The organism is Pannonibacter carbonis, from assembly GCF_003012935.1.
In the GTDB taxonomy this organism is placed as follows: Bacteria; Pseudomonadota; Alphaproteobacteria; order Rhizobiales; family Stappiaceae; genus Pannonibacter; species Pannonibacter carbonis.
On record NZ_PUDR01000001.1, the window covers coordinates 367,621 to 393,976 of the forward strand.

A 26,356-nucleotide genomic window follows, 5' to 3' on the forward strand; every position below is an offset into this window, starting at 1 on the left:
GGCACGCAGCAGGTATGTTCCGGAAAGCGAAGACGGAGAAAGCGCGCATCAGGGAACCGGCTCAAGCTCTGGGGATCAGGGGCGTTTGCAGACAGACCTGGGTGATTCTGCTGCACTGGCATGATGCCAGAAGGCGGCAGGAACATGGCTGTGACAAGTGTGTTCCGCAACGCAACAGGAAACGATGCAGCTTTCTGCCCATCATCGCAATTCTGAGGGAAAAATTTCCCGATAGTCTGAAAATATCCGGAAGAAAGACCACCTAATTCTCTCTGAAACCGGCAATTTTCGGCACGCATTTCCCCTCTGGACGCGAGAGTGCCGATGAATGCCGTAACCCGTCCCGCTGCCCTTGTTGCCGGCGCGGCCTTTGACCATCCCGAATTCGACGCCCATGAACAGGTGGTCTTCGCCCATGACCGGGACACCGGCCTGAAGGCAATCCTGTGCGTGCATGACACGCGCCTCGGACCTGCCCTCGGCGGCTGCCGCGTCTGGCCCTATGCCAGCGCGGGCGAGGCGCTGACCGATGCCCTGCGGCTGTCGCGCGGAATGACCTACAAGAACGCCCTTGCTGGCCTGGACCTGGGCGGTGGCAAGGCGGTGATCATCGCCGACCCGCGCCGGGACAAGACGGCAGACCTGATGCACGCCTTCGGCCGGCATGTGGAGCGGATGAACGGCTCCTACATCACCGCAGAGGACGTCGGCGTATCCCCGGCTGACATGGAAGCCGTGGCAGAGCACACAGACCATGTCCGCGGCACGGCCCGCACAGGGCTTGGCGACCCGTCGCCCTATACAGCACTCGGCGTCTTCGCCGGCATCCGCGCCGCGCTTGCCCATGTCTTCGGCAGCGAAGACCTTGCCGGCCGCACCGTCTCGGTCCAGGGCCTCGGCCATGTCGGCTTCGATCTTGCCAGCCAGTTGCACGCAGCCGGCGCCCGGCTGATCGTGTCGGATATTCATGCTCCGGCGGTGGATCGTACCGTGGCCGCTTTCAATGCCATCGCTGTCGACCCGGGCGAGGCCCATGCCGTGGAGGCGGATGTCTTCGCCCCTTGCGCCCTCGGCGCCGGGCTTAACGCCGCTACCATTCCGGCCATCCGCGCGGCCATCGTGGCAGGCGCTGCCAACAACCAGCTGGCAACGCCGGCCGATGGGGAGGCCCTGAAGGCCCGTGGCATTCTCTACGCCCCGGACTACGCGATCAATGCCGGCGGCGTCATCTCCATCGCCCTCGCCCGGCCAGGCGGTGACGATGTGCTGGTCAGGGACAAGACCCTGGCCATCGGCACGACGCTGACCCGCATCTTCGACCGCGCTAGAGACGAGAACGTGACCCCGGAGCGCATCGCCGACAGGATGGCGGAAGAACGCCTCGCCGCTGCCGGCCGCTGATCTAATCTCCTCCCGCTGGCTGGACGGCTGGCGGGAGGGGAACCCTCAGAGATCGCGATTGCCGCCAGAGTCTGCAAAGAGGGCCGGCAAATCGCGTGCGCCATGCAGAATACGTTCGATACGCAACCGGTTTGGCAGGACCCTATAGGCGATCAGGTAAAGCCCGAGAGGTTTCAGGCGCAGACCAGGCGAAATACCGCTCCGCTCCCCAGCGCGAAAGGGAAATTCGGTCAAGCTTCGGCAAAGCGCCTCAACCTGATCGACAAACTGCAAAGCACGTGCCGGGTTGTCCAAGGCGATCTGATCGGCAATTTGCTCGAGGTCACCCGCAGCTGCAGGTGAAAACTCAAGGTTCAAGACTGCGGCCTGCTGCCGGAACTCGCGTATTTCCTCTTGAGACGGGTGAAGACCTCGTCGGCAGGAATGCCTGAGCCGCTGGCAATGCCATCCTGAATTGCACTGCGCAGCAGCTCCCGCTCGGCAAGCAAGGTGAGACCCGCAAGCAACGCATCATCTGCCGTTGCATAGCGGCCCGTCGCAAGCAATCTGCTCAATAGCGCTTCAATGGCCTTGCCATTGTGAACCTGTGCCGTCACGTCGCACCTCTCTGCACACTAGCCTACACGCGATGCTGCCGGTTGTCAGCCTCAGCACATTTCGCCGGCCTTCCGGCGCTCGCCGAACCAGGCGGCGAGGAAGTCGACGAAGGAGCGCACCTTGCCGGAGAGGTGGCGGCGGTGCGGATAGACCGCATAGATCGCGGGACCGTCGTGATCAAAGCCCTCCAGCACGGGGACCAGACGGCCATCCGCAAGGTCCTGATGCACGAACATGCGCGGCGTGCGCAGGAAACCCAGATCGCAGATCGCGGCATCACGAGCAGCGGATGCACTGTTGACCTCGATGCGTCCGCGCACCGGCACGGCGAAGCGGGTGCCGTTCTCGGCGAAATGCCAGTTGGTCTTGTGACGATAGTTCGTGTCGACGATGCAGGGCTTGCCGGCCAGGTCGCTCGGATGCTGTGGCCGGCCATAGCGCTCAAGAACCGCCGGTGTGGCGCAGACCACAGTGCTAAAGGGCGCGACCTTGCGGGCGATCAGGCTGGAATCCTCCAGATCCGTCACCCGGATCGCAACGTCAAAGCCTTCTTCCACCAGATCGACGAAGCGGTCATCAAGGCGCAGATCGATGGTGATCTCGGGCTCGGCGACGAGGAACTCCATGATCGCCCGGTTGATGAGGCCGTCGCCCATCGACCGCGGAGCCGACACACGCAGGCGGCCGCGAGCCTCGTGATGGGTGGACTGGACCGAGGCCTGCAGGTCATCGATCCGCTGCAGGATGTCGGAGGCTTCCTTGTAATAGGCCTCACCCACTTCGGTCAGGGAAATCTGGCGCGTGGTGCGGTTCAGGAGCCGCACGCCAAGTTCGTCTTCCAGCTCGCCGATGTATTTCGAGACCAACGCCTTCGAGCGGCCCATTTCCCGGGCTGCGGCGGAAAAACCGTTGCTGTCCACCACCTGGATGAAGCAGCGCATGCGCGTGATGGCATCCATTGCCTCGTCTCCCTTGCCCGATCAGGGCGTCATCAGGCCGTCGCTGCGCCGCCGTCCGCGCGCGGGTCGTGTGCGCCTTCCAGCCCGCCCCGCGTATTGCGGATGATCATGCCCGCGTGGCCCATCGTATCGGAATAATCCTCGCCAAGCACCACCACCTCGTGACCGGCACGCTCCAGCGCCCGCACCAGATCGGGATCGAAACGGGCTTCCAGACGCAGCGCCGTCGTCGCATCGCCCCATGTGCGGCCGAGCAGCCAGCGGGGTGCGTCGATGGCCTCGCCCACCGGCATGCCGTTGAGAATGGCGCGGGTGAAGATGGCTGCCTGGGTCTGCGGCTGCCCCTCGCCTCCCATGGTGCCATAGGTGACCACGCGGCCATCGGACAGGCGGGCCAGCGCGGGGTTGAGGGTGTGGAACGGCAGGCGTCCCGGTTCCAGCGCGTTCAGCGCCTCGGGGTGCAGCGAGAAACTGGCCCCGCGGTTCTGCCAGAGGATTCCGGTCTTCGGCAGCAGGCAGCCGGAGCCGAACTCCCAGTAGACCGACTGGATGAAGGAGACGGCACAGCCCTTGGCATCCACTGCCCCCATCCAGATGGTGTCGCCGAGCGCCGACTTGACCGGCCAGTCCAGGGCGCGGTTCAGCGAAATGGTGGCAGCTTCTGCATCGAGCCAGGCGGCATCGAGGAATTTGGACGGCGGTTCGGGCAGACGGTCTGGATCGGTGACGATGCGATCCCGGACAAGGAAAGCGCGTTTCGTCGCCTCGACAAGACCATGAAGCATCGGGAACCCTTCCCGTGCCGGAACGTTCAGCCGGTCATAGAGGCCGAGGATGATCAGTGAGGCGAGCCCCTGCGTCGGTGGCGGGGCGTTGAAGATCGTGCCCGCTTTCGTCTGCAGCTTGAGCGCATGGCGGATGCGGGCCTCGTAGCGCTCCAGATCGGCCTTGGTGACCGGCGCGCCTATGCGCTCCAGATCGTCGGCAATCGAGGCGCCGACGTCGCCACGATAGAAATCGTCAAAGCCGGCGACGGCAAGGTGATCCAGCGTATCGGCCAGCCGCTCCTGGCGGATCACTGCGCCGGCCTCAGGTGCCTTGCCGTCCTTCAGGAAAACGGAAGCAAAGCCTGGCTGAGCTTCGAGCTCGGCCAGCTTCTCCGCCGTCAGATGCGCCTGGCTGCGCGAGACGGTAATGCCGTCCCTGGCGTGGGCGATGGCTGCCTGCATCAGCTCGCGACGCGGCATGCGGCCGCCGAGGCTGGCGGCGGCCTCATAGGCCTTCTGCCAGCCACCGACCGTACCGGCAACCGTGAGCGCGGCAAGCGGTCCGCGCGTCGGCACAGTGCCGTGACCTGCACGGTTGTAGGCGGCAATGGTGGCTTTTGAGCCGGCCGGACCGCAGGCGGCAATCACCTTGGGGTCCTCGCCCGGAGGGGCAATGAGCCAGAAACCGTCTCCGCCAATGCCGTTCATGTGCGGATAGACGACCGCGATGGTGGCGGCTGCCGCGATCATGGCTTCGATGGCAGAGCCGCCCTCGGCGAGGATCTCTGCCCCGGCGTTTGCCGCTGCCATATGCGGGGCAACGACCATGCCTCCGGATGAGGTTATGGTGTCCATCTGCTTCTCCCGTCAGAAATGAGTGTTTTGGCGCCAGTGGATCAGTGCGGCCGCGGCACCAGAACGCGCCAGAGCCCGCGCAGGAAGGCAGCGATCAGGCGCAACAAGCCGACACCTGCCAGTCCGCCCAGAAGGGCCGTGACAACCCCCTCCGCCGTTGCCGGCACCGCCGGTTCGAAATCTTCATAGGTGCCCCGGGCCACATCCGGGTCGGCGGATGTCAGAAAGAGAAGGAGCCGCCCGAACTCGTCGGACTGCGCAAAGGCATCGCGTTGGGCGCGCATATTGGCCAGTTTCTCGCGCATGTCCTCAAGCGACCGCCCCTGAGCGGCCACGAGCGGATCGCTACTGCCTTTCAGCCGGGCCAGCGCTCCATCCACATCCAGACCGTTGCGGGCCGCATCCTCGGCCGTGACCGCCATGACCTGCTGCAGGGCGTCAATGGCCCCGCCGAGGCGCTGGCGATATTGCTGGGCAAATTCGGGCAACTGCGAGGAGGTCACACCCGCCAGAATGCCGACGGCGATGACGAAAGACCTGGCGAGCATGGCGGTCTCCTTACTCCAGCGCGATGACGCCAGCTTCGCCGTCCTCGGTGCCAAAGGCAATGCGCAAACCGTCCCGGTCCCACGCCAGCGTTGACACCGGCGCCTTGCCCGGACGGCGCATCAGCACCTCGGCATTGTCGGCAAAGCGGCACAGCAGGATCATGCCGTCCTGATAGCCGACGACAACGACCTCTTCCTTCGGATGGCAGGCGACCATGCTGACAAGCATGTCTGAACGGGTTCCCAATTGCAGCGGAGACTGCCCCATCGGGCCGGTCTTGCCGGAGAAGGGCCAGACGATCGCAGCATTGGCGCCGGAAGTGGCGAGATATTTACCCTTGGCCGACCAGCTGAAGGATTTCACCTTGCCGGGATAGCCGGTCATGCGCATGTCCTGCCCATCAGCAAGCCGCCAGCCATGCAGGGCGTTTTCCTGCATGGTGGTGACGACATACTTGCCATCCGGCGAGACAGTGATCGCATGGTGCGCGCCGGGCCAGTCGAGCATCTGCGGTGCGCCTTGCGTGTTGACCCACCACAGGGTCACGCCCTCATAGCGGGCCACAGCCAGACGCAGGCCCTTGGGCGCGAAGGCAAGGCCGCCGACCGCGCGGGCATGGGCGAATTCCTTCTCCGTGCCATCGCCCAATCGGACATAAGCCGTCCGGCCACTGGCGTAGGCAACCGCGCCGGAGGGACCGCAGGCGACAAGATCAATCCACTTGCGCGGGCGTTCAGCCAGGACTGTGACCGAGCCATCCGGCTTGACCTCGACCACACGGCCATCGTCACCGCCGGTGACCAGACCCGAGCCGTCCGGGCGCTCATCAGCCGCCAGCAGGCCGCCGGAATGGGCGGCCACGTGGATCTGGGTTCCGGCAAGAAACACGACCTCACCGCCGCCAAGGGCGAAATAGGGCGTGTCCTTGAGAAAGCCGGCCCGGACAACGAAGCCCGAGACGTCAGCCGCAGCAAGCGTCGTCACGTCGAATTCTCCTGTCAGACCGCGCAGGCGGCGAAGCCCTGCTTCAGGGCATCGAAATCCAGCTCGCGGCCGATGAAGACCAGGCGGCTTTCATGCGGCTCGCCGTCCTTCCAGTCGCGCTGGTGATCGCCCTCGACGATCATGTGCACACCCTGCAGCACGTAGCGCTGCGCGTCGTCCTTGAAGGCCAGGATGCCCTTGAGACGCAGGATCTTGGCGCCGTCTTCCTGGGTCACGCGGTTGATCCAGGGGAAGAAGGTGTCCGGATCCAGCTCGCCGGCGCGCAGGGAAATGCTGCGGACCGAATGCGGATCGTCATGGTGGTGGTGATGGTCGTGGTCGCAGTCCGGGCCGCAGACGTGATCATGGTCATGGTCGTGGTCATGGTCATGCGCGTGATGCCCGTGATCATGATCATGGTGGTGATGATGGTCATGGCCATGATGATCATGCGCGCAGTCCGGGCCGCAGGCATGGTCGTGATCATGATGATGATGGTCGTGGTCGTGACCATGATGGTGGTCATGACCGTGACCGGTTTTCAGGAACTGCGGATCCAGCGACAGGATGCGGTCGAGATCGAAGGCACCACGGTCCAGCACCTTGGCGATGTCGATGGCGCAGCGCTCGGTGCGGTGACGCACGGCATAGGGGTTGATCTTGTGGATCCGGGCCTCGACGGCGGCGAGTTCCTCCGGCGAGACAAGATCGGTCTTGTTGAGGAGGATGACGTCGGCAAAAGCGATCTGGTCCTCGGCCTCGCGCGTGTCGGCGAGGCGCTGCAGCACGTGGCGGGCATCGACGACAGCGACGACGGCATCGAGGCGCGAGGCCGCGCGCACGTCGTCATCCATGAAGAAGGTCTGGGCCACCGGGGCCGGATCGGCGACGCCGGTGGTCTCGACGATGATGGCATCGAAGCTGCCACGGCGCTTCATCAGGTTCTGCACGGTGCGGATCAGGTCGCCGCGCACGGTGCAGCAGATGCAGCCGTTGTTCATCTCGAAGATTTCCTCGTCGGACTCGACGAGCAGGTCGTTGTCGATGCCGATCTCGCCGAACTCGTTGACGATCACGGCATAGCGCTGGCCGTGGTTTTCCGAGAGGATGCGGTTGAGCAGGGTGGTCTTGCCGGCGCCCAGATATCCAGTCAGCACGGTGACGGGGATCTGCTTGGTCGGCTCGTTAGCGGCAGTGGTCATGAGAACAGGGTCCTGTCAGTGGGGGCGACGCCGGCGGAGGCTCCGGTTCGATTCGCACCGCGATAGGTCGGGTCGGATTGGAACGCAATATAGGATGTTGTGCGCGCAAGTTCACGCCTTTCGCGTCGGACATATCCTGCCTTTGAAAAAACACACAAGCCGGGCCAAGCTTTGGCCATCCGGCGGCGTCTTAAAGACAGATCCCCCGGCCGGAGACACTCCGGAGACAATGTGGACGCCTGATGGATGCTGTAGCCAGCGATGAAGACCTTGCCCTCAGGGCCGGACAGGGCGACCGCGAGGCCTTTCGCCTGCTGGCAGAGCGTCACTATGACCGGCTGTATCGCCTGGCCTGGCGTTTCTGCGGTGCCAGGGCAGAGGCGGAGGACCTGACACAGGACATCCTGACCACCCTGCCTGCACGGCTGAAGAGCTTTCGCGGCGAGGCCCGTTTCTCCACCTGGCTATATCGGCTGGCGCTGAATGCAGCGGCAGACCGGCGCCGGAGCCAGTCCCGCTCTCTCACCCGGGACGCGGACTACGCGCGCAGCCAGGCCGGCACCCGGGCGGAGGCCAATGCGGCGGCAGCGGCCCATGCCTGGCTGATGGCAGCGCTGGACGAAATCGGCGATCCGCTGCGGGCAACTGCGCTGCTGGTGCTGGGCGAGGACATGACACACGCAGAAGCGGCAGAGGTGCTTGCGGTATCGCCGGGCACGATCTCCTGGCGGCTGTCGGATCTGCGGCAGAAACTGAAAGCCCTGAAGGAGCGCGACCATGCGTGACGAACTGGACGAGGCCAGACAGGCGCTTGAGGCGACGCTGCCCGCCGCCGACCCGGCAGCGAGGGCGCGTGCGCTTGGCGCCGCAATGGCCGCCTTTGATCATCATCAGAAAATTTCACATGCCAGCCAAGAAGCGGCAACGCCGCGGCGTCAGACGAGTTGGGGCAGGAACTGGACAGACCAACTTGGAAGGATGCTTGGCATGACCACAGAACCGAAAGCACCGCGCCGCAGATCCATGTGGCCGGCCGTCGCCGGCGCAGGCGTCGGGATCGCCGCGATTGCCCTGACGGTGCAACTTGCTCCCTGGCAGGAGACCTTGCGCGATACCTCCGGCGATGCGGCAATGCCGCAGGCGAGCGAAAAGACAGAATTGGCAAAGAATGCAAACCAGCCCTTGGTGGCGCAGGACCGGGCGAGGTTGGCCGAGGAGGCACCCACCGCCCTGACCGATGCCCTGCCGCAGCCGGCACCGATTGCCCCGGCGCTGATGCCCACTCCGGGTGGGGCAATGGCTCCGATGGCCATGCCGAATGCAGCCAAGATGAGCAAGCCGGCCGTCGCAGTGCCGGGCATCGCCTATGTGGAACACGGCCGCGACCGGTTTCCGAAGGCCGATGACAATCCTGTCAAACGGGTCGCCGATGATCCGGTCTCGACCTTTTCGGCCGATGTGGACACGGCCTCCTATGGCGTGATGCGCGCGGCGCTGATGGACGGTGTGCTGCCTCTGCCGGACGCGATCCGCACCGAGGAGCTGATCAACTATTTCAGCTATGATTATCCGGCACCGGTAAAGGACACTGCGCCCTTTGCCACCAGCCTGTCCATCGCACCCACGCCCTGGAACAAGGACACGCGGCTGTTGCGCATCGGGCTGAAGACGGCCGTGCCGGACCGCAGCGCGATGCCGCCGGCGCGGCTGGTGTTCCTGATCGACACCTCCGGGTCGATGGATGCACCCGACAAGCTGCCGCTCCTGAAGAACGCCTTCCGCCTGCTGCTGACGACGCTGAAGCCAGAGGACACGGTGGCGATTGTTGCCTATGCCGGCAGCGCGGGAACGGTGCTTGAGCCGACGCAGGCCAAAGAGGGAGCCAAGATCCTCGCCGCACTGGAGCGTCTGGACGCCGGCGGCTCCACGGCAGGCGGCGAAGGCCTGCGCCAGGCCTATGCGCTGGCGGAAGCCGGCAAGACGGACGGCAGCGTCAGCCGTGTCATCCTGGCGACCGACGGCGACTTCAACGTCGGCTTCACCGAAGTCGCCGATCTGCAGGCCTTCGTCGAGCGGCAGCGGGCGAGCGGCGTGACCCTGTCGGTGCTGGGCTTCGGCCAGGGCAACTACAATGACGAGCTGATGCAGGCGCTGGCGCAGAACGGAAATGGCAATGCCGCCTATATCGACAGCCTGACTGAGGCCCGCAAGGTGCTGGTGGAAGAGGTCGGCGCGACGCTGTTCACGGTAGCAAGCGACGTCAAGCTGCAGGTCGAGTTCAACCCGGCCGAAGTGAAGGACTACCGGCTGGTCGGCTATGAAACCCGCGCCCTGCGCCAGGAGGATTTCAGCAACGACAAGGTGGATGCCGGCGACATCGGCGCAGGCCACACGGTGACGGCGCTGTATGAATTCACGCCCGCGAGCGTAACCGGCGGTCTGACCGAGACCCTGCGCTATCAGGTGGCGCCGCCCGCAGCGCCGGCCGGTTCCACGGATGAGCTGGCGTTCCTGCGCATCCGCTACAAGACGCCCGGCGAAAACGACAGCAAGCTGATCGAGCAGCCGGTGACACAGGCAATGGTCGTCGACAGCTTCGAGGCAGCCGACGCGGACTTCCGCTTTGCCACTGCGGTTGCCGCCTTCGGCGACATTCTCAAGGGCGGCCGTTTCACAAGGGACTACCGGCTTGAGGACGTGGCGGCGCTGGCCCGCAGCGCGAAGGGCGAGGACAGCGCCGGCCACCGGGCAGCCTTCATCGGCCTCGTCGATCTCGCCAAGACCGCAAGGCCCTTGGCGCCTTTGCCGCAGTAGTCGCGGCCCTCAAGCCCCGAGGCGGCGGCCGTGGCGGACGCCGGGGGGTGGGGAGGAGTCGCGGATCTTCACGTCCGGTTCGATCAGGTGGCGGGTGACGGGGACGTCCTCGCCGCCGATCTGGCGCAGCATCAGGGATGCTGCCATGGAGCCAATGCGGTCGGCATGGCTGGCGACCGTGGTCAGAGACGGGGTCCGCGCGGCGGCACCATCGACATCATCATAGCCGGTGACGGCCATGCCGGGCCCGGGTTCGACACCGGCCCAGCGCAAGGCCGGCATCATGCCGAGCGCGACCATGTCATTGAAGCACATGACCGCCGACGGACGCTCCGGCGCCGCCAGCAGACGCGGCACCACCGACTGGCCGTCGGTCTGGTTCATCAGCTCAGGAATATCGAGCTGCGAATCCGGGTCGATCCCGGCTGTTGCCAGCGCCCGGCGCCAGCCGGTATTGCGGTCGCGGCCTGTCGAGGTTTCCCGCCGCCCGCCCGCCATGGCGATGCGGCGATGGCCCTGGCGGATCAGATGCTGGGTGACGAGGAAGGCACCGGTCTCATCGTCGCCGCGCACGATGGGGGCGTTCGCGCCCTCGACATCGCGGCAGATGAGGGTGACGGAAATGCCCTGATCGATCAGACGGTTGATTTCTTCCGGCGTGGTGCCAACCGACGCACAGAGGATGAGGCCATCGGCACGGTGCTGCAGCAGCGTGTCGATGAACACGCGCTGACGCTCGACATTGTCGCGGTGATTGCAGATGAAGACCATCTGCCCCTGACGCTCCAGCTCGTCCTCCAGGGTGGAGAAGATCTCGGCGAAATAGGGGTTCATGATGTCATGCACGGCGACGCCGACGATCTGCGTGCGCGAGGTGCGCAGCGAGGCGGCGGAGCGGTTGTAGATGTAGCCCACCTGCCGCGCCATGTCCTTGACCTTGTCGCGGGTGGTCTTGGCAACAAGCGGAGAATCGCGCAGCGCGAGAGAGACGGTGGCAGTTGAGATGCCGAGCCGCTCGGCGATGTCGCCCAGCGTCAGGCGGCGGCCGCGCGGTTCATCGGGGTGAACCCCTGAACCAGAACCCGGATTGTCGCTCATGCGCGCCACCTCAAACGTTCCCCGTACGGGGCCTATCGCTGGCGCAGATACTCGCGCCGCCGTGATTCCCGCAAGGTGAAAGTGTGCCGCGCGATCGTTGCCGGTGCAACCGATGCCGAAGGATCAGCGCTGCGGCGCTGTGTCGTCATACTCTTCGCGCAGGTTGACGGTAACACGCCGGTTGAGCCGGGTGCACTCGGCAGGATCACAGTCCGTCTCCGGCCGCTCGATGCCATAGCCCTTGATCCAGATCCGCTTGGCCTCGACGCCCTGGGCAATAAGGAGGTCGTAGACGGCCTTGGCGCGGCGTTCAGACAGGCGCTTGTTGGCAGCCTCCCCGCCCGGTTCATCGGCATGGCCCTGGATCTTGGCCAGCCAGCGCGGGTTGGCCTTGAGCCATGCCGCCTGGCGGAGGGCGATCTCGCGGCCCTTGTCGTCGAGATCGGAGCTGCCTTCCGCAAAATAGATGCGACGGCCGATATCGAGCATGAACTCTTCCTCGGTGCCCGGTGCAAAGCCGGCGGCCTGCGACGGGGTCTGCGGCTTTTCAGCTTCACTGATGGCCTGACAGCCGGACAGGATCCCGAGGCTGAGAACAAGCATGGCAAGGCACCCGAAGCGGACTCGCGCAAAGTGATCAATCTTACGAACCGCCCGCATGTTCCCCCCGAAGCGCAAGCCTGAAATGTGGCGCCATTTGGCAAGGGGAACGCTGCGGCGTCAACCACCCGCACCGCCGTCAGCTCAAGTCTTCTTCACCACCTGCTCGCGGTAGAGGATGTACAGGCCCGAGGCGACGACGACGCTGGCGCCGATGATGGTGGAGCTGCCGGGAATGTCGCCGAACACCAGGAAGCCAAGTCCGATCATCCAGATGATCTGCAGATAGGTGAAAGGCGCCAGCAGCGGTGCGGGCGCGCGGCGATGCGCGGCGATGAAGATCCAGTGGCCGAGCCCGCCCCAGACACCGGTCGACAGCAGCAGCACCCAGTGGAACAGGTCCGGCGGATTGACCCAGACGGCAAGCCCCGGCCCGGTCATGGCGATGGACGAGATCACCGCCGGGATGACCAGCATGCCGATGGTGGAATTGGTCGAGGTGAGCATGCGTGTCATGAGCGCATAGAGTGCGTAGCACAGCATCGAGGCGACAGAATAGATCACCGCCCAGTGCATTGCCCCGCTGCCCGGCTGGACGATGATCAGCACGCCCATGAAGCCGACAAAAATCGCCGCCCAGCGCCGGATGCCGGCCCATTCGCCGAGCAGCGGCCCGGCGAGTGCGGTGACGACAATGGGACCGGCAAAGAAGATCGACATGGTCTCGGCCAGCTGCAGGTATTGCACGGCGAGGAAGTTGAACGAGGTGGTGCCGAGCATGGTCAGGCCGCGAATGAATTGCAGCCACGGACGGTCGGTGCGGAAAATCTCCGGATGCGCCCACATGCGGAACATGAAGAAGGCGATGACCAGATGGCTGACGAAGCGCATCCAGACAATCTGCAAGGGCGGCAGATGGCTGTAGGTGGTCAGATATTTCGCCGTGGCATCCAGGATGGAAAAGCACAGGCAGGTCGCGAGGATCATGCCGATGGCGATGAGATGGGAACGCTTTTCCGCCGCCGCCTCGCTGTCCTTCGACGGGAGGGGCGTGATGGGCTCGGTCATGGTCTTGGGTCCGCTGGCGGGAGGGCCGGATCAGCCGGCGACGCAGACACGCCGCCAAGCCCTTACAGTAGACCGCTCACTGCGCCGCTGAAAGATCATGCAGGACGAAAGCGGTACGGCTTTCCCCCTGGATGACGCGTTGTTGCAGCGACGCCGATGCATCGCGCGTCGGTAGACTCAGGCCTCGACGGCGAGCGGGACAACGGTTGCGACGGGCGCTTCCTCGTCGAGATCATCGACGTCCGTGTCATTGTCGAGTTCCGGATCGATCTCGGTGGTCAGCGACAGGTTCTTTTCGATCTGGCGCAGCAGCTTGCGCAGCTTCTTGCGATCCTTGTCATCGAGACCGGCAATCGCTTCCTTCTCGAGACGCTTCCAGGCCTTGTCGACGGACAGGACACGGGTGCGGCCTTCGTCGGTCAGGAATACGCGGGCGAGACGGCCATCGGTCTCGGACACCTGACGGCGGACAAGGCCCTGGGCCGAGAGCCGGGTCACCATCTTGGTCACGGTGGGCGGCTGCACGCCGAGAGCGAGGGCCAGCTGGCTCATCGTGCGGCCATCACCATCCGACAGCACTTTCAGCACCAGTTCCTGCCCCGGATGCAGGCCAATGCGCATCAAATGACCGCCTGAGCGAGCCCGCTGGGCCTTGGCCGCCTGCAGCAGACGGAAAGTCACGCTCTTCTTGTAACTGAATGCCATCGTCGATCACTCCACTGCCGGTTGGCAAAGCCTAGCTTGCGACCACGCGAGAACCCAGTCCCGCGCGATTCGTCGCGAGACTAGCCGCGTTCCTTAACCGTCAAATGACAACCGCGTGGCGACAACTCAAAACCGGGCAAGTTTCCTGCGAACCTTTTCAAGGTACTGCGCCCGGCTTGCCGGTGTCGAGCTGTCCATAGTGTAGTGAGCCAGATAAAGGGTCTTGCAGCGCGGGGCGCACAGGACGCGCATGCCGCGCAGGAGCGTCTTGCGGCCAGGCTCACCCATCAGCTTGGACACCCACCAGGTCGCGCCGCAGGTGGTCACCACGGCAATCTTGCGGATGTGCTGCATCTTCGGCCGCATGCCGGTCGTCTCGGTTGGCATCTCGAAGGTGACATGTGGCACCCAGACCCTGTCGAGCCAGCCCTTCAGCATGGCCGGCAGGCCAAACCACCAGGTCGGGTAGACGAAGGTGATCATCTCGCACCACAGGATCGCCTCGACATGGCGCTCGACCGGGCGCACGTTGCCGCCCTCGTCGTGATAGCCCCGCCGCTCGTCCGCCCCCATGGCCGGCTGGAAATTCTCGCCGTAAAGGTCAATGACCCGGAGCTCATGCCCGGACGACACAAGCGTCGAGAGCACGGTTTCCTTTACGGCGGCGTTGAAACTTTCCGGGCAGGGATGGCAATAGACAACCAGCACCCGCATGTTCAGAAGACCTCCATTGTCTTGCGGACTTTCATGAGAAAGGCAGACCGGGCCGCATCGGTTGCCCGGTTCATGTCGTAGAGCGCGAGATAGCGCATGCGTGCGAGGGGATGGATGACGGCCCGCAGGACTCGGGTGCCGAGCTTGCGCGGCGGATCCCCAACAAGGAAGGCCCTCAGCCGCGAGCCGCCATACGTGGTGACGATGGCCAGCTTGCGGATGTTGGCGAGCGCCGGCACGACCTTGCCGTTTTCCATCCGGAACGATACGCCGGGCAGGAACACCCGGTCGAAGAAGCCCTTGAGGATTGCGGGATAGCCGAAATTCCACACCGGGTGCACGAGGACCAGCGCTTCGGCGGCCAGAAGCCGCTGCACATAAGGCGCAACGCTCTCGCGGTTGTGGTCCAGGTCGTGATAACCGAGCCGCTCTTCCCGCGTCAGGCGCGGATCGAAGTCCTCGGCGTAAAGATCGCAGTCGTCCACCTCATGTCCAGCGCGTTCGAGCGCCCCGCGCACCTCGGCATGCAGGGCCGCGGCGAAACTGGTCTCGACCGGATGAGCATAGAGCAGAAGCACTTTCATCAGACCACTCCAGGCGGGATCATTCTCGACTCGGCCTTGCGGGGAGCAAGGCACTGCTGCGGCCAGCCGTCAGGGACGGCCCGGATCCGGCGGGACCCAGGGCGGCCGTCTGACGGGACCGGACCGAAGGGTCAGGCCGGGGTGAGGCCTGAGAACAGGAAGACCTTGCCGGAGGTGAAATCGTAGGACGGATCTTCCCACGCGATCATCTTGCCCGGATTGAGCAGACCCTTGGGATCGGCCTCGCGCTTGAAGGCGAGCTGCACCGCATCCGTCTGCTTCATCCCGCCCTCTTCCAGCGTGTAGCGATGCGGATTGAAGATCGGGCAGCCGGCTTCCTCGTGCAGGCGGATGATCTCGTCGAGCCTTGCTTCCGTGGTGTAACGCACGACCGGCAGGCCGAAGCAGGTGATCTTGCCATCAAAGCGCACGAACTCCAGATGTCCGGGCACCTCGTCGCCGAAGAGTTCGGTCATCTTGCGGACTTTGGCCACCTGGTCCGGATAGGGATAGAGAACCTGCAGATAGGTAATGGCCGGATCGACGCGCAGGCCGCGCAGGGTGGTGTGGTTCCAGGCCAGTTCATAGGCTGGCGGCAGGGTCTTCAGCGTCGCCTCGTCCGCCTCATCCGAGCGATAGAGGATCGAGGCGCGGCCATGCGAGGCCGTAAAGGTTGCGAAGGCATCCATCGCGAAAGGCGCGACCATGATCACCACGACCGACTGGTCCTTGCGGATGAACTTCTGGTGCCGGAGAAAATACTCATGCGGCAGCGGCGCGGCGATGGGGGCAAGTTCCTTCAAAAGGATGCCATCCTGATTGGCCAGCGCATCGGCATAGACGACGCCGTCCATGAAGTCGTCGAAGCCAACGATAACATCGACCCAATCATAGGCCGAGGTCAGCGGCATCTCGACCTCGGTGATGACGCCATTGGTACCATAGGCGTGCATGACCTTGGACAGGTCCGCGCCCTTGAGATGCAGGACGCGCGGTTCGGCTTCCATGGTGATGACCTTGAGGCCCAGCACATTGCCAAGATCCCTGAGGCCGCCCCAGGAAATGGAGCCGACGCCGCCGGATCCGCCAGCGATGAAGCCGCCGATGGTCGCGGTGCGATAGGTCGAGGGATGCAGGCGCAGCTCCTGACCGGAATGGGCGCGGGTTTCCTCGTCAATCTTGGAGATGATCGCGCCGGCTTCGGCCACGACGACGCCCGGGCGAACCGACAGGATGCGGTTCATTTCAGAAAGGTTGAGGATGACGCCGCCCGACAGGGGCATGGCCTGGCCGTAGTTGCCTGTGCCGGCGCCGCGCGTTGTGACCGGAATGTCGAGAGCATAGCAGGCCTTCAGCACGCGGATGACCTCAGCCTCGGACCTTGGCGTCACGACGAGGTCGCCGGTGACGTGATCGAGCTGCTGCTTCAGCACTGGCGAGTACCAGAAGAAGTCGCGGCTCTTCTGCTTGACGATCTGCGGATTGTCCTCGATGGCAAGGCCGGCCAGCTCGGACTTCAGGGTGTCGATAGCGCTCATAAGGCAACTCCTGCCATGGCTTTGGCCAGGGCTTTTGGACGCGCGGCAAGGACGGCGTCCAGTTCACGGTAATCGGGCAAAGTCCGGTCGATGGAACGGCCGGAGCGGATGACAGTGCGCGGGCCGGACGGACGAGCAAGCAGTTCGGTCCAGTTGCGGGCGCGGAACAGCATCAGATTGGCGGGCGCGCCCTCCCTGAGGCGGCCCTGCTCCGGCCGGCCGAGCAACTCGGCCGGGGTGGTGCTGACAGTGCGGATCCAGTCGCCGACCGGATGATCCAGCTGCAGGATGCGGGTTGCCTGGGTGTAGACCTCGACGAGATCGAGATCGCCATAGGCATAGAAGGGATCCCGCGTGTTGTCGGACGAGACGGCAACGGCAATGCCCCGCGCCTTCATCTCATGCAGCAGGGTAACCCCGCGCCAGCGCGGCGTGCGGCCGGCCTGCCGGTCCTGCAAATACATGTTGCACATGGGCAGAGAAACGATGCCGAGCCCGGCCTTTGCGACCAGATCCAGCGTGCGGTCGATCTCGTCCGGCTGCTGCCGGGCGAGCGAGCAGCAATGACCAACGACGATCCGGCCCTCGAAGCCATGGCGAATGGCGGCCTCGGCAATGTGATGCAGGGTACGGGCGTTGCAGTCGCCGGTCTCGTCGGCGTGGAAATCCAGGTCGAGGCCGCGATCCGAAGCGGCCACCATCATTGCATCGAGGTGTTCGTCAAGACGCGGGATCATGTAGGTGACGGCGCCCAGCACGCCCCGCGCCGAAGCGACCCGGTCGGCTATGGCGGTCAGGAACCCGTCATCCGCGTCCAGCCGGTCGATGCCGAAGAGGCAGGCGGCCTGCAGGTCGATCCGCTCGCGCCAGTCGGCACGCACTTCCTCGAACACGGGCCAGGAAATGCTCTCCTGCGGCGGAATGCTGTCGAGGTGTGTGCGGATGAGCGACGTGCCATGGGCAAAGGCGCAGCGGAGCGAGAACTCCATGCGGGCGCGCACATCCTCAGCCGTCCAGTTGGCGGTGCGATCCGCGCCAACAGCGGTGAGCGCCCCCATGAAGGTGCCATCCGGATTGGGTTGGCGCGGGCTGATGTGGCCCTTGTCGAGATGGGTGTGCATGTCGACCAGCGTCGGCAGCACCAGCCCCTCGTCAAGGTCATAGCTGTAATCACCACAGACCGGTGCACGGCTGCCGGCGGGCGTGATCGACAGGATTGAGCCGTTTTCGAACTCGATGTCGACCAGAACGAGGGCGGCAGGATCAGGCCCAGCCACGACTGCCGGCAAAAGCGCGGCGGGAACGCGCGCCTGTCTCAGGCAGGCAGTGCCGCGAATGGGAACAGACAGGACTTCACTCATGGCTCAGTTCTCCCGGCGGATGGCGCTTTCATGCCATCGGCGCAACAGAAGATGGGACACCGCGCTGGTGAGGGCGAAAATGAGCACACCTGTCAGGGACAGGAGCAGAAGCGCGGCAAAGAGACGGGGAATGTTGAGGCGGAACTGGGACTCCAGCAGCCGGTAGGCGAGCCCGGAGTTTGCGCCGGCTGACCCGGCGGCAAACTCGGCCACCACGGCTGCAATGAGGGCAAGGCCACCGGCAATCTTCAGGCCAGCGAGAAAATATGGCAAGGCAGCCGGGAGCTTGAGATAGCGCAGGGTCTGCCAGCGGCTGGCACCATACATCTCGAACAGGTTCAGGAGATTGTGGTCCGTCGATTTCAGCCCTTGCGTCGTGTTGGACAGAACCGGAAAGAAGGCGACGATGAAGGCGCAGATCAGCACGGCAACCTGGGTGGTGGGAGCATAGATGACGATCAGTGGCGCGATGGCCACGATCGGCGTCACCTGCAGGATGACCGCATAGGGATAGATCGCCAGTTCCACCCAACGCGACTGGGTCATGATGATCGCAAGGCCAACACCGCCAGCCAGCGCCAGCCCAAGGGCCATGAAGGTGATCTTGAGTGTCACCAGAAGCGCGGAGGACAGCGTCGGCCAGTCATTGACCAGCGACTGGGCGACCCGCCACGGGCTGGGCAGGATGTAATGCGGGACGTCATAGGCCGAGACGTACCAGGCCCAGAGGAGGACCAGCAGCCCCAGCATCACTGCCGGAATGATCAGGCGCATCAGCCGGTCGCTGGCCTCCTCGGCGCGAGGTACCGGCTGCGGGGTGTCATTGTGCTGAACTGACGCGGGAGATGCCTCTTTTGCAGCCCCGTTTGCAGGATCAAGCGCGGTCATAGGTGCTCTCCCCCATCCATGGCCGCATGCAGGGCAGCGGAGGTGTGGCGGCAATGCTCGTTGTAAACCGGTGAGGTGCGGAAGGCCTCGTCGCGCGGATAGGGCGCGTCAATAGCGAGGTCACTGACAACCCGGCCCGGGCGGGACGCCATCACCACGATCCGGCTGGAGAGATAGACGCTTTCATAGACCGAGTGGGTCACGAAGATCACCGTCCAGCCAAAGCGCTGCCACAGGCGCAGAAGGTCGTTGTTGAGCTTGAAGCGGGTGATCTCATCAAGAGCGGCAAAGGGCTCGTCCATCAGAAGCAGCTTCGGCCGGGTCACGAGCGCGCGGGCGATGGAGACCCGCATCTTCATGCCGCCTGACAGCTCGCGCGGATAGGCATCGCGGAACTGGTCGAGACCGACCATCGACAGAGCCTCCATCACCGGCTCTTCGGCAGCCTTGCGCGGCAGGCCCTTGAGGCGCAGCGGCAGCCAGACATTCTCGAAGGCCGTGGCCCAGGGCATCAGCGTCGGCTCCTGGAAGACGAAGCTGATCTCCGGCTCTGGCTGACCGGCCGCATTGTGCTCGGAGGTTGGCCAGTCGAGGCTTCCCGATGACGGCTCGCCCAGCCCGGCGACGATGCGCAGCGCCGTCGACTTGCCGCAGCCGGAAGGCCCCAGAAGGCTGATGAACTCACCTTGCCCGACATCAAGGGTCATGTCCTTGAGGGCGATGGTGCCGTTGGAGAAAGTTTTGGAAACGCCGTTGAGACGGACAAGCGGACGGGACGAGGCAGGCACCCGCCCGGCGGTAACCAGGCTGGCGGTTTCAGGCACTGCGGACATGGGACGCACGGGCTCCGTTCAACCAAAAGCAGGGAGGCGGTCGCTGGCCGGCGGGACGTGTCCCCCCGCCGGCCCGGCATCATCTCACTTCTTCAGGTTCATGCCGACGCCCTTGCAGACGAACTCGGTCGTGTAGATCTGCTTGATGTCAACGCCTTCCTTGATGACGCCGGATTTGACCATCGCGTCATAGAAGGCCTGCTGCTTGGCATCCGTCATGCAGCCGATGCCCTTTTCCAGCGCCTCGCCGGATTCCACGAGGCCAAAGGACTTCATGGTCGCGATCGAGAAGGCGATCTGGTCATCGGTCATTTCCGGGTTGTCGGCCTTAATCAGGGCGTTGGCGGCCGTGTTGTCGCCGTAGAGATAATTGTACCAGCCTTCGATGGTGGCATCGACGAAGCGCTGTGTGAGATCCTTGTTGGCCTCGACAAAGTCCTTCCGGCCCTCGATCAGGGTGGAGTAGGTCTCGAAACCGGCATCGGCGAGCAGGAACAGCTTCGGCTTGAAGCCGCCTTCCGTCTCGATGGCGAAGGGTTCGGACGTGATGTAACCCTGCTGCGCCGACTGCTTGTCGACCAGGAACGGACCCGGATTGAACTGGTAGGGCTTGTACTGCTCGTCCTTGAATCCCGGATAGGCCGACTTCATCCACTGGAAATAGGATGCAAAGCCGTCCGCGCCCATGAAGATCGTCGGCAGCTTGGCCAGATCCTCGAAGGTCTCGATGCCGGTATCAGGATGGGCGATAAGGACCTGCGGGTCCTTCTGGAAGATGGCAGCAACTTCCAGGACCGGAATGTCTTCCGCCAGCGCGCTGAGCGGCTGCAGCATGTTGCCGGCCATGTAGAACTGGATCTTGCCGGCCAGCAGCAGCGCCCGGTTGGCCGCCTGCGGCCCGCCTTGAAGGATCTCGACCTTAAGGCCGTATTTTTCATAGGTGCCGTCGGCAACGGCCTGATAGTAGCCGCCGTGCTCGGCCTGGGCGAGCCAGTTCGTGCCGAACTTCACTTCGTCAAGAGCAAGAGCGCTGGTGCTGAGGCCAGCGGTGAAAGCCAGGCCCATGGCAAGGCCTGCAAGAGAAGTCACTTTACGCATGTTGTCTTCCGCCTCCGTTTGCTTTTTCAAAGCTCTGCCGCTGTGCCTCCAAAGGCCCTGGGAGCGGTTCAGGCAATCACGCTGAACGTCCATTGCAAGGCCTGTGCCACGTCTACGCCGCGTTGCTGTGTCAATCACCGCCCATGAGGGCCCCGATCTTTGGCCGAGTTTTTCAGCCGCCCCTAGCGTCAACTGTGCATAATTTCCAGTCATATGCCACTCACTTCAGCATGCTTACGACTTGCGCAGATCGGCATCCGTTTCTAGCCTTCGAGCCGGTTCCCCGCCATGCACCTGCAATGCAAGGCTATTGTCTTTTCGCCCCGCAACCAATCAGGACCGAGGCCGTTAAATGACCCGCGCCGTGACGCCGACAACAATTCGCGCCCCCTTTGCCCGCTACAGCCACGCCGTGGAAGTGCAGGCCGGACACAGGCTGGTGTTCTCATCAGGCCAGCTCGGCATTGGCCCGGATGATGTGATCCCGGCGGGCGTGGAGGCGCAAACCCGGCTGTGCTTCACCAACATCGGCCACATTCTTGAAGCGGCCGGCATGACGCTGGGCGACATCGTGCGCATCAATGCCTTTGTCACCGCCCGCGAACACATGGCCGGCTACATGAAGACCCGCGACGAGTTCACCGCCCTGCCCCCGCCGGCCTCGACGCTGATGATCGTCGGCGGCTTCACGCGCGAGGAATTCGTCGTTGAGGTGGAGGTCATTGCGGCAAAGGCGGACTGAGACCTGCAAGATCCCGTGTTCAACGAAAATAATTTTTGTTGAACACGCCCCGGAATGCTATGTTCAACAAAACTTCCATTCGTTGAACATGAGCGCCATGCAAAGGCATTCCCCGATCAGCCACGCCGCCTATCACGACCTTCTTCGATCGCTGCTCGATGAAACAGTGGCCGGGATGCGTGGCACGCCGACGCGGGTCATCCGCAACGGCAAGACCTATTGGTACGACACCTACCGGGTCGGTACCGACGTTTGCAAACGCTACATCGGCGAAGACACCGAGGCCCTGCAGGCCCGCATTGACCGTCACCAGGTCCTCAAGGACGAGACAGAGGCGCGCAAGAAGGAACGCTCCCGGCTGATCCGGCTGCTGCGCGCGGAAGGATTTCTCGGCACCGACGGTGCCACCGGCAGCCTCCTCGCAGCCATGGCGACCGCCGGGGTATTCCGCCTTGGCGGCACGGTAATCGGCACGCATGCGTTCCGTCTTTATGAAGGCGAACTGGGCATCCGCTACCGCTTTGACCAGACGGCCATGACGCAAGACATGGATATCGCCAGCTTCGAGCAACTGTCGCTTTCTCTCTCGCAGGAAGAACAGGTCTCGCCACCGATCCAGGACGTGCTCTCGGACTTCACCTTTGATCCCGTGCCAAGCCTCGACCCGGGTCGGGTCTGGCGCTGGCGGCAAACCCGAAACGACACGCTGGTGGAGTTTCTCACCCCCTCGTTCCGTGCCGAGGAGGACCTTCGCCCGCTGGAGGCTCTCGGTGTCAGCGCGCAGTCCCTGCATTTCCTCAACTACCTGATCGCCGCCCAAATCCCGGCAGCCGTTCTCTACCGTTCAGGCGTGCTGGTGCAGATCCCCCGGCCGGAACGCTTCGCCATCCACAAACTGATTGTTGCAGACCGCCGCCGCGAGGGACCAGGAAGCCTCAAGGCGCGCAAGGACCGACTACAGGCGGCATTTCTGATCGATGCACTGGTAGAAGACCGGCCCGACGACTTGGCGCAGGCCTGGGAAGACGCACGGCAAAACGGGCCGAAATGGCGCGAGCGGCTCGACAGAAGCCTTGATGCCATGCCAGAACTTCGGTTGCGCATCCTTGCCTGCCTGTAGAGGCACATATCAGGCACCACCTTCAGGGAGCAAGGATGTCACCGGGAAGCCCTGTGCGGAACTCGGGCGGTGAAATTGAGCGCCGCTATCAAAGCCTGCAGGTCCAGATCATATCCCGATCAAAAGGACCAGATTTATCATGCGCTTGTGGATCAAGGACCCGATCGCCATCCTCGCTGGGGGCGCGGAACGGGGGATTGTCATTGAAGACGGCGTCATCGCCGAGCTGGTGGGGCGCGGCCGCACGCCGATGCTGCCGGTGGACGGCACCTTCGACGCCGGACGGCATGTCATCGTGCCCGGCCTCGTCAACACGCATCATCACTTCTACCAGACCCTGACCCGGGCTCACCCTGAGGCGATCAACAAGGAGCTGTTTCCCTGGCTGCAGGCGCTTTATCCGATCTGGGCGCGGGCCGTGACGCCGGAGACCTTTCGCCTGGCCACCCGTCTCGCCCTGACGGAGCTGATGATGTCGGGCTGCACCACCGCTGCCGACCACCATTACCTCTATCCGGGCGGGCTGGAAGCGGCGATGGACATCCAGGCCGAGGAGGCCGAGCGGGTGGGCCTGCGCATGACGCTGACGCGCGGGTCCATGAACCTCAGCCAGAAGGACGGCGGCCTGCCGCCCGACAGCGTGGTGCAGGACACGGACACGATCCTGGCCGACTGCGAAAGGGTGCTGACGAAATATCATGACCGGTCGAAGGGCGCGAAGTTGCAGGTGGCGCTGTCACCCTGCTCGCCCTTCTCGGTGACGCGGGAGCTGATGCGCGAGAGCGCGGTTCTGGCCGAGCGGCACGACTGCCGCCTGCACACGCATCTGGGCGAGACCCACGACGAGAACGCCTATTGCGAGGCGAAGTTCAACTGCCGCCCGGTGGATTACCTCGAGGACTGCGGCTGGCTGACCAGCCGGACCTGGCTGGCGCATGCCATTCACTTCAACGACGACGAGGTGCGCCGGCTTGGCCATGCCTGCGTCGGTGTCTGCCATTGCCCGACCTCGAACATGGTGCTGGCGTCGGGCCAATGCCGGACGAAGGAGCTGGAGGCGGCCGGATCGCCGGTGGGCCTCGGCGTCGACGGCTCGGCCTCCAACGACAATTCCAACCTGATGGAAGGGCTGCGCCACGCGCTGATGATCAACCGGCTGACCTATGACGCGGCCTCGGTGACGCATCTGGATGCCTATCGCTGGGCCACGGAAGGCTCGGCCCGGTGTCTCGGCCGGGACGACATCGGCGCGATCGCGATCGGCAAGATGGCGGATCTGGCGTTCTACAGCCTCGACGAGCTGCGCTTCTCCGGTGCGGGAGACCCGCTGGCGGCGCTGATCCTGTGCGGCGCGCACCGGGCCGACCGGGTGATGGTGGGCGGGACCTGGACGGTGACCGACGGCGAACCGGTCACCATCGACACCGCCCGGCTGCGGCACGAGCATGGCGAGGCCGCGAGGCGGTTCCTGGAGAGCCTCTAGCTGCCGGCTCTCACAGCATCCGCCGTTCCTGGCGACGACCGAGCGCCGCAAAGACGGCGATGAGGAACGACAGCACGGCGATCAACACAAACGAGGCCCGCAGCGATGAGGCTTCGGCAATGAAGCCGATCAGCGGCGGGCCGAACAGGAAGGCGCCGTAGCCGAGGGTCGAGACCGCAGCCAGCGCCTCGCCCGGCGACATGTCCGGATCAGCAGCGGCGCGGGAAAACGCGATGGGGAAGATGACCGCATTGCCGAGGCCCATGATGCCGCAGCCGAGCCAGATCACGTAAGGATCGCTGCCGAGCACGAAGATCATGGCGCCGATGCCGGCGGTGATGCCGCTGGCAATCGCGGTGTTCATCTGGCCGAAGCGGGCGATGATGAAATCTCCGGCAAAGCGCATGCCGACCATGGCCACCGAGAAGACCGAGAAGCCGATGGCCGCCATCGACGGCTCGATGCCCAGTTCCTGGATCTGGTAGAGCGCCGCCCAGTCGACGGCCGAACCCTCGCTGACGGCGGCGCAGAAGGCCATGCCGCCGATGAAGATCAGCCCCCCGCGCGGCAGGGCGACAAGTGGCGGACGCTTGCCTGTGGTCTCGTGCGTTTCGGAGGTCCAGGGCACCCGCACGAAGATGAGGCAGATAACCGAGAGGGCGGCGAGCACGACCCAGATATGGGTTGTCACGCTCCAACCGAGCGAAATCGTGAGGCCGCCAAAGCCCGCGCCCACGCCTGCGCCCAGGCTGTACAGGCCGTGGAACGACGACATGATCGGCTTGGCCATGGCCTTTTCCACCTCGGCGGCCCAGGCGTTCATGGCCACGTCCGACGCGCCGATGATGGCACCGAAGGCGGCGAGGATCGGTGCGATCACCCAAACCGATCCGGCCAGCGGCACCAGCGCAAAGATGGCAAAACAGACGGCAACCCCCACCCGCGCACCGGTGACGCCGCCAAACCGGTCGATCGCCCGGCCGGACAGGGGGAAGGACAGGATGCCGCCAACCGCCATGATCAGGAGCAGGACACCAAACCCGGCCTCGGAGAGACCGAGATAGGATTTGATGTCCGGAATGCGCGAGGCCCATGTGCCAACCAGGCTGCCGACAGCAAAGAACACGATGGCCACGGCGAGCCGGGCACGGGCGAGATGGGACATGGCGGGAATCCGGATGAGCGCAAAAGGAAGGCAAAACACGTATCGATGCTAATTGCGGCCAAGGGGTGACAAACTCAAGCGCCAGATGGCAGAAACAATCGGAACCAGTTGATCTCAGGCGAAAATACCCGTGCCTGCCGCAAGTCGGCCAGCCTCCGCCAGCCGGTCAGCCGCCTGCCGATAGGCGCTGGCCGTCTCCTGCGAGCGGCGCCCCGCAGCATCCGAAGTTGGCCGGTTTTCAGCGTCTGCGGACCTTTCGTTGTCCTCATTTGAAGACTGACGCGATCCGGACGGCTCCGACTTGTCCGCAGGTGCAGTGGCTGAGGTCTGGCTGGTCTGCGCTACCCCTTCGCCCTCCCCTTCCTCGCCGCGCAGCTCGGCCGCAGCCTCGGCCCGGGCCTGTGACTGGGCTTCCTGCAACTGCGAGCGGGCGAGCTGTGCCACGCGCAGATCCTGCGAGGACGGCTCGGCAGGGGCGAGCGCCGCACGGATGACGATCTGCATCTTGCGGACCGTGGCTTCCGGTTCGCTTTCCGGCGAGGTATCGATCTGGACCTCGCCGCCGATGGCATAGCTGCCACCGTCCGGCCCTTGCTGGAACGTGTAGCTGGGCGCACCGGCATAGGGGCCACCGACCCGGGCATGCGCCTGCTCATGCGCCCGGACTTCCCGGTCGCGCTGCTTCAGCTTTTCGACCTGGTCCTCTTCTTCCTCGGTCAACCCGTCCTGGTCCGGGTCTTCCTCTTCTGACGCAGCCGCGTCGCTTTCACCGGAGGATGCAGCCGCAGATGCATTTGCTCTCGCATCCTGTGGCGGTGCTTCCGCTTGCGCCGATGCTTGACCGGTGTCTGCATCGCCGGACGACGGATCGGAAGGCTGGCGGGGAGATTGCCCGGGCTTGCGGTTGTCTTCTGGCTGCAAGGCTTCGCCATCCTGCAACGCCTGCAGCGCCGCTGCGGTAAAAGTTGCGACGGCACCGCTTAGCTCAGCCTGGCGCGGGGCAGCAGCCGCACTCTGTGTCGCGGACACGACTGTCCCGTCCCGGTCACGCGGATCAGCCGTGAGCGGGCCTTGCTGGGACTGGTAGCCTCCACGCGGGGTGGCCCCAGCCGAAAGGGCTGCAAGTGCGGTCACCATGAGCAAGACGATGCCCCAGACCCATTTCCAACCCGTTAACGGCCATTAACGCCTTTGATCAGTTTTGCGTGAGCCGCCGGGACAGGCAGCATCG

General features: G+C 64.4%; 26 protein-coding genes. 6 read left to right on the plus strand and 20 right to left on the minus strand.

The features are described 5' to 3' along the window. The first annotated feature begins 324 nt into the window (after positions 1-324). On the plus strand, positions 325-1,401 hold the full coding sequence (locus tag C8348_RS01665) for a Glu/Leu/Phe/Val dehydrogenase dimerization domain-containing protein (RefSeq protein WP_106751517.1): 1,077 nt from the start codon (positions 325-327) through the stop codon (positions 1,399-1,401). 45 nt (positions 1,402-1,446) lie between these two features. Here C8348_RS01665 and C8348_RS01670 read toward each other — a convergent pair whose 3' ends face one another. The 7 genes from C8348_RS01670 to C8348_RS01700 are packed head-to-tail and all read right to left on the minus strand — an operon-like array spanning position 1,447 to position 7,314. After that, positions 1,447-1,758, minus strand: coding sequence for a type II toxin-antitoxin system RelE/ParE family toxin (locus C8348_RS01670; RefSeq protein WP_106751518.1), 312 nt, complete (start codon positions 1,756-1,758; stop codon positions 1,447-1,449). Continuing rightward, a complete protein-coding gene (locus C8348_RS01675; RefSeq protein WP_106751519.1) occupies positions 1,755-1,997 on the minus strand; it encodes a ribbon-helix-helix domain-containing protein in 243 nt (80 codons plus the stop codon). The genes C8348_RS01670 and C8348_RS01675 overlap by 4 nt, the downstream gene beginning before the upstream one ends. A 51-nt stretch (positions 1,998-2,048) precedes the next feature. Then, entirely contained in the window at positions 2,049-2,957 is a 909-nt protein-coding gene (locus C8348_RS01680; RefSeq protein WP_106751520.1) for a LysR family transcriptional regulator, read from the minus strand. Positions 2,958-2,989: 32 nt separating this feature from the next. Continuing rightward, a complete protein-coding gene (locus C8348_RS01685) occupies positions 2,990-4,579 on the minus strand; it encodes a gamma-glutamyltransferase family protein (RefSeq protein WP_106751521.1) in 1,590 nt (529 codons plus the stop codon). A gap of 41 nt (positions 4,580-4,620) precedes the next feature. After that, positions 4,621-5,127, minus strand: coding sequence for a DUF2937 family protein (locus tag C8348_RS01690; RefSeq protein ID WP_106751522.1), 507 nt, complete (start codon positions 5,125-5,127; stop codon positions 4,621-4,623). Between the two features lie 10 nt (positions 5,128-5,137). Beyond that, the gene (locus C8348_RS01695) at positions 5,138-6,112 is read right to left on the minus strand and encodes a WD40 repeat domain-containing protein (RefSeq protein ID WP_106751523.1); all 975 of its coding nucleotides are present in this window, start codon (positions 6,110-6,112) and stop codon (positions 5,138-5,140) included. Positions 6,113-6,126: 14 nt separating this feature from the next. Next, the gene (locus C8348_RS01700) at positions 6,127-7,314 is read right to left on the minus strand and encodes a CobW family GTP-binding protein (RefSeq protein ID WP_106751524.1); all 1,188 of its coding nucleotides are present in this window, start codon (positions 7,312-7,314) and stop codon (positions 6,127-6,129) included. A gap of 242 nt (positions 7,315-7,556) precedes the next feature. Between C8348_RS01700 and C8348_RS01705 the strand changes: the two genes are divergently transcribed. Beyond that, positions 7,557-8,099, plus strand: a complete 543-nt coding sequence (locus C8348_RS01705) for an RNA polymerase sigma factor (RefSeq protein WP_106751525.1) — start codon at positions 7,557-7,559, stop codon at positions 8,097-8,099. 202 nt (positions 8,100-8,301) lie between these two features. After that, complete coding sequence (locus C8348_RS01710; protein ID WP_244293911.1) at positions 8,302-10,128, plus strand: vWA domain-containing protein; 1,827 nt, start codon at positions 8,302-8,304, stop codon at positions 10,126-10,128. Between the two features lie 9 nt (positions 10,129-10,137). Here the strand turns inward: C8348_RS01710 and C8348_RS01715 are convergent, their stop codons facing one another. The 11 genes from C8348_RS01715 to C8348_RS01765 form a co-directional block, all read right to left on the minus strand. Then, positions 10,138-11,226, minus strand: a complete 1,089-nt coding sequence (locus C8348_RS01715; protein WP_106751527.1) for a LacI family DNA-binding transcriptional regulator — start codon at positions 11,224-11,226, stop codon at positions 10,138-10,140. Positions 11,227-11,349: 123 nt separating this feature from the next. Then, a complete protein-coding gene (locus C8348_RS01720; RefSeq protein WP_106751528.1) occupies positions 11,350-11,829 on the minus strand; it encodes an OmpA family protein in 480 nt (159 codons plus the stop codon). Positions 11,830-11,970: 141 nt separating this feature from the next. Next, on the minus strand, positions 11,971-12,894 hold the full coding sequence (locus tag C8348_RS01725) for a DMT family transporter (RefSeq protein WP_106751529.1): 924 nt from the start codon (positions 12,892-12,894) through the stop codon (positions 11,971-11,973). 177 nt (positions 12,895-13,071) lie between these two features. Continuing rightward, positions 13,072-13,599, minus strand: coding sequence for a MarR family winged helix-turn-helix transcriptional regulator (locus C8348_RS01730; RefSeq protein WP_106751530.1), 528 nt, complete (start codon positions 13,597-13,599; stop codon positions 13,072-13,074). A 126-nt stretch (positions 13,600-13,725) separates the two neighbouring features. Continuing rightward, a complete protein-coding gene (locus C8348_RS01735) occupies positions 13,726-14,313 on the minus strand; it encodes an NAD(P)H-dependent oxidoreductase (RefSeq protein ID WP_106751531.1) in 588 nt (195 codons plus the stop codon). Positions 14,314-14,315: 2 nt separating this feature from the next. Next, a complete protein-coding gene (locus C8348_RS01740) occupies positions 14,316-14,897 on the minus strand; it encodes an NAD(P)H-dependent oxidoreductase (RefSeq protein WP_106751532.1) in 582 nt (193 codons plus the stop codon). Between the two features lie 131 nt (positions 14,898-15,028). Beyond that, the gene (locus C8348_RS01745; RefSeq protein WP_106751533.1) at positions 15,029-16,435 is read right to left on the minus strand and encodes an FAD-binding oxidoreductase; all 1,407 of its coding nucleotides are present in this window, start codon (positions 16,433-16,435) and stop codon (positions 15,029-15,031) included. Beyond that, positions 16,432-17,796, minus strand: coding sequence for a cytosine deaminase (locus C8348_RS01750; protein ID WP_106751534.1), 1,365 nt, complete (start codon positions 17,794-17,796; stop codon positions 16,432-16,434). The genes C8348_RS01745 and C8348_RS01750 overlap by 4 nt, the downstream gene beginning before the upstream one ends. A gap of 3 nt (positions 17,797-17,799) precedes the next feature. Continuing rightward, a complete protein-coding gene (locus C8348_RS01755) occupies positions 17,800-18,684 on the minus strand; it encodes an ABC transporter permease (RefSeq protein ID WP_106751535.1) in 885 nt (294 codons plus the stop codon). Beyond that, positions 18,681-19,517, minus strand: coding sequence for an ABC transporter ATP-binding protein (locus C8348_RS01760; protein ID WP_106751536.1), 837 nt, complete (start codon positions 19,515-19,517; stop codon positions 18,681-18,683). The genes C8348_RS01755 and C8348_RS01760 overlap by 4 nt, the downstream gene beginning before the upstream one ends. Before the next feature lie 84 nt (positions 19,518-19,601). Further along, positions 19,602-20,615, minus strand: coding sequence for an ABC transporter substrate-binding protein (locus tag C8348_RS01765; RefSeq protein WP_106751537.1), 1,014 nt, complete (start codon positions 20,613-20,615; stop codon positions 19,602-19,604). Positions 20,616-20,967: 352 nt separating this feature from the next. Here C8348_RS01765 and C8348_RS01770 point away from each other — a divergent pair, with 352 nt between their 5' ends. From C8348_RS01770 to C8348_RS01780, 3 genes are all read left to right on the plus strand, one after another. Further along, positions 20,968-21,357 carry a RidA family protein gene (locus C8348_RS01770; protein ID WP_106751538.1) on the plus strand — a complete coding sequence of 130 codons (390 nt, stop codon included), beginning with the start codon at positions 20,968-20,970 and terminating at the stop codon, positions 21,355-21,357. Positions 21,358-21,454: 97 nt separating this feature from the next. Beyond that, positions 21,455-22,477, plus strand: coding sequence for a nucleotidyltransferase family protein (locus C8348_RS01775; RefSeq protein WP_106751659.1), 1,023 nt, complete (start codon positions 21,455-21,457; stop codon positions 22,475-22,477). Positions 22,478-22,616: 139 nt separating this feature from the next. Further along, complete coding sequence (locus tag C8348_RS01780) at positions 22,617-23,960, plus strand: 8-oxoguanine deaminase (RefSeq protein ID WP_106751539.1); 1,344 nt, start codon at positions 22,617-22,619, stop codon at positions 23,958-23,960. A 10-nt stretch (positions 23,961-23,970) separates the two neighbouring features. Here C8348_RS01780 and C8348_RS01785 read toward each other — a convergent pair whose 3' ends face one another. Together C8348_RS01785 and C8348_RS01790 are read right to left on the minus strand one after the other, a co-directional pair. After that, positions 23,971-25,125 (minus strand): MFS transporter, encoded by a 1,155-nt coding sequence (locus C8348_RS01785; RefSeq protein WP_106751540.1) that lies wholly within the window; start codon positions 25,123-25,125, stop codon positions 23,971-23,973. A 114-nt stretch (positions 25,126-25,239) separates the two neighbouring features. Continuing rightward, on the minus strand, positions 25,240-26,262 hold the full coding sequence (locus C8348_RS01790) for a putative metalloprotease CJM1_0395 family protein (RefSeq protein ID WP_106751541.1): 1,023 nt from the start codon (positions 26,260-26,262) through the stop codon (positions 25,240-25,242). Positions 26,263-26,356 lie beyond the last annotated feature (94 nt).

Bases quoted from the DNA above. Each gene is read 5' to 3' on its own strand.
- C8348_RS01665 (WP_106751517.1), top strand. From the start codon at position 325: ATGAATGCCGTAACCCGTCCCGCTGCCCTTGTTGCCGGCGCGGCCTTT.
- C8348_RS01680 (WP_106751520.1), bottom strand. From the start codon at position 2,957: ATGGATGCCATCACGCGCATGCGCTGCTTCATCCAGGTGGTGGACAGC.
- C8348_RS01685 (WP_106751521.1), bottom strand. From the start codon at position 4,579: ATGGACACCATAACCTCATCCGGAGGCATGGTCGTTGCCCCGCATATG.
- C8348_RS01690 (WP_106751522.1), bottom strand. From the start codon at position 5,127: ATGCTCGCCAGGTCTTTCGTCATCGCCGTCGGCATTCTGGCGGGTGTG.
- C8348_RS01700 (WP_106751524.1), bottom strand. From the start codon at position 7,314: ATGACCACTGCCGCTAACGAGCCGACCAAGCAGATCCCCGTCACCGTG.
- C8348_RS01705 (WP_106751525.1), top strand. From the start codon at position 7,557: ATGGATGCTGTAGCCAGCGATGAAGACCTTGCCCTCAGGGCCGGACAG.
- C8348_RS01710 (WP_244293911.1), top strand. From the start codon at position 8,302: ATGACCACAGAACCGAAAGCACCGCGCCGCAGATCCATGTGGCCGGCC.
- C8348_RS01715 (WP_106751527.1), bottom strand. From the start codon at position 11,226: ATGAGCGACAATCCGGGTTCTGGTTCAGGGGTTCACCCCGATGAACCG.
- C8348_RS01720 (WP_106751528.1), bottom strand. From the start codon at position 11,829: ATGCTTGTTCTCAGCCTCGGGATCCTGTCCGGCTGTCAGGCCATCAGT.
- C8348_RS01725 (WP_106751529.1), bottom strand. From the start codon at position 12,894: ATGACCGAGCCCATCACGCCCCTCCCGTCGAAGGACAGCGAGGCGGCG.
- C8348_RS01730 (WP_106751530.1), bottom strand. From the start codon at position 13,599: ATGGCATTCAGTTACAAGAAGAGCGTGACTTTCCGTCTGCTGCAGGCG.
- C8348_RS01735 (WP_106751531.1), bottom strand. From the start codon at position 14,313: ATGCGGGTGCTGGTTGTCTATTGCCATCCCTGCCCGGAAAGTTTCAAC.
- C8348_RS01740 (WP_106751532.1), bottom strand. From the start codon at position 14,897: ATGAAAGTGCTTCTGCTCTATGCTCATCCGGTCGAGACCAGTTTCGCC.
- C8348_RS01745 (WP_106751533.1), bottom strand. From the start codon at position 16,435: ATGAGCGCTATCGACACCCTGAAGTCCGAGCTGGCCGGCCTTGCCATC.
- C8348_RS01750 (WP_106751534.1), bottom strand. From the start codon at position 17,796: ATGAGTGAAGTCCTGTCTGTTCCCATTCGCGGCACTGCCTGCCTGAGA.
- C8348_RS01755 (WP_106751535.1), bottom strand. From the start codon at position 18,684: ATGACCGCGCTTGATCCTGCAAACGGGGCTGCAAAAGAGGCATCTCCC.
- C8348_RS01760 (WP_106751536.1), bottom strand. From the start codon at position 19,517: ATGTCCGCAGTGCCTGAAACCGCCAGCCTGGTTACCGCCGGGCGGGTG.
- C8348_RS01765 (WP_106751537.1), bottom strand. From the start codon at position 20,615: ATGCGTAAAGTGACTTCTCTTGCAGGCCTTGCCATGGGCCTGGCTTTC.
- C8348_RS01770 (WP_106751538.1), top strand. From the start codon at position 20,968: ATGACCCGCGCCGTGACGCCGACAACAATTCGCGCCCCCTTTGCCCGC.
- C8348_RS01775 (WP_106751659.1), top strand. From the start codon at position 21,455: ATGCAAAGGCATTCCCCGATCAGCCACGCCGCCTATCACGACCTTCTT.
- C8348_RS01780 (WP_106751539.1), top strand. From the start codon at position 22,617: ATGCGCTTGTGGATCAAGGACCCGATCGCCATCCTCGCTGGGGGCGCG.
- C8348_RS01785 (WP_106751540.1), bottom strand. From the start codon at position 25,125: ATGTCCCATCTCGCCCGTGCCCGGCTCGCCGTGGCCATCGTGTTCTTT.
- C8348_RS01790 (WP_106751541.1), bottom strand. From the start codon at position 26,262: ATGGTGACCGCACTTGCAGCCCTTTCGGCTGGGGCCACCCCGCGTGGA.